This is a genomic window from Leptolyngbya cf. ectocarpi LEGE 11479 (assembly GCF_015207065.1).
GTDB classification, from domain to species: domain Bacteria; phylum Cyanobacteriota; class Cyanobacteriia; order Phormidesmidales; family Phormidesmidaceae; genus Leptothoe; species Leptothoe ectocarpi.
On the sequence record NZ_JADEXP010000596.1, the window covers coordinates 1 to 1,853 of the forward strand.

Annotated in this window: 2 protein-coding genes; one reads left to right on the forward strand and one right to left on the reverse strand. The window is 50.0% G+C overall.

The features are described 5' to 3' along the window. On the reverse strand, positions 1–337 hold a 337-nt coding region (locus tag IQ260_RS30285), incomplete at its 3' end, for a LysR family transcriptional regulator (protein ID WP_322745088.1). A 144-nt stretch (positions 338–481) separates the two neighbouring features. Here IQ260_RS30285 and trpB point away from each other — a divergent pair. Next, positions 482–1,726 carry a tryptophan synthase subunit beta gene (gene trpB, locus IQ260_RS30290; protein ID WP_193996755.1) on the forward strand — a complete coding sequence of 415 codons (1,245 nt, stop codon included), beginning with the start codon at positions 482–484 and terminating at the stop codon, positions 1,724–1,726. Positions 1,727–1,853 lie beyond the last annotated feature (127 nt).

The window sequence follows — 1,853 nt, forward strand, 5'->3', positions numbered from 1 at the left end:
GTTTGAGATTGATTTGTGGAAACTCTTTTCTAAAGTCTTTTAAGATGACTGGCAACACGGTTTGCATAGCGGCGCTGTTAAAGCCAATGGCGAGCTGGCCTACTTCTCCTCGACTGGCCTGCTGTGCCATGCGACAGGCTCGGTCGACTTGAGCCATAACTGCACACACTTCTGGGAGAAATATTTGTCCTGCATGGGTTAGCTGCAACGGTCGCAGATTTCGGTCAAAGAGTTTGACACCGAGTTCTTTTTCTAAAGCCTGAATCTGCTGGCTTAAAGGCGGCTGAGCCATGTTTAGCTGCTCAGCCGCGCGGCTGAAGTTTAGGGTTTCTGCCACTGCGAGAAAATATCTAAGATGCCGAAGTTCCATAGGGCTGAGACTATATCTTGAGGATATAGTGTTGCTACTTAATCAATATTGGACGTATAGAGAGTCCGCATTTACAGTAGCAGTAGAGATTAGAAAAGAAAAAATCAAACGATGACAGCTGTTGCCTCTCCGCTGCTGAGTCACCAGGGCTACTACGGTGAATTTGGTGGTCGCTTTATTCCTGAAATTTTGTATGAAACATTTGAATCACTAACGGCGGCCTACCATAGTGCCCGAGAAGATCCTGAGTTTTGGCAACAGTATGTGGCAATACTGTCCAACTACTCCTGTCGTCCGACGCCACTCACCTATGCAGACGGGCTAACTCGCCACTTTGGTGGTGCCAAAATCTATATTAAACGAGAAGATCTCAACCATACAGGGTCTCACAAACTCAATAATGTGCTGGGGCAAACGCTGCTGGCGCAGCGTATGGGTAAGTGCCGTCTAATTGCGGAAACGGGGGCGGGGCAGCATGGGATGGCCACGGCAACTTTGGCGGCTAAGTTTGGCCTAGAGTGCACTATCTACATGGGGGCTGAGGATGTGGAGCGCCAGTGTCCCAACGTGTTTTGGATGCGGCAGCTGGGGGCCGAAGTGATTCCGGTTACGAGCGGAACTCAAACCCTCAAAGATGCCATGAATGAAGCTTTGCGGGACTGGTCTGCCAATATGGCAACAACTCACTATTTGATTGGTACGGCCTGTGGTCCCCATCCGTTTCCAGAAATGGTGGCCTGGTTTCAGTCGGTGATTGGGCAGGAGGTGCGATCGCAAATTCTTACCCAAACCCAGCAGCTACCCAAGGCTGTCTATGCCTGTGTGGGCGGAGGGTCCAACGCCATCGGTATCTTCAGCGGTTTTCTAGAAGATGCAGCCGTTGATCTGGTCGGTGTGGAAGCCGGTGGCCTCGGTACCCATACTCCTCACCATGCGTCTCGTTTGTCTGGGAACCATGCCTCTACCGGTATTGCCCAGGGGTACAAGACCCAGTTTTTACAAAATTCAGATGGTCAGATGCAGGACACCCATTCTGTTGCCGCTGGACTGGACTATGTAGGGGTTTCCCCTATCCTGGCCCACCTGGCCCAAACGGGACGTATTCGGGTTGCAGCCGCCCTCGATGCTGACGTGATTGCAGCTTTAAGGCTGGTCATAAAAAAAGAAGGTTTGATTCCTGCTTTAGAATCAGCCCACGCCTTTGTTCAGGCCTTTAAAGAGGCTCCCAACTACACGGCTCAAGATGCCATCATCATTAGCCAATCAGGACGAGGTGATAAAGATATTTTTACCATTGCCGAAGCGTTGCAAGATTCTGACTGGCAGAGCTTTTTAAAGCAAAGAGTAGTTAAATAGATGGCCGAAAGTAAATGTCTCTAACGCCGCTGGTTTCGACTCCGCTCAACCAGCTAATTTTGAGAATACGAGGGCTGAGCGGAGTCGAAGCCCGGATTGATGGATAGTTTTATCCAATCACTTAAGT

Bases quoted from the DNA above. Each gene is read 5' to 3' on its own strand.
- trpB (WP_193996755.1), top strand. From the start codon at position 482: ATGACAGCTGTTGCCTCTCCGCTGCTGAGTCACCAGGGCTACTACGGT.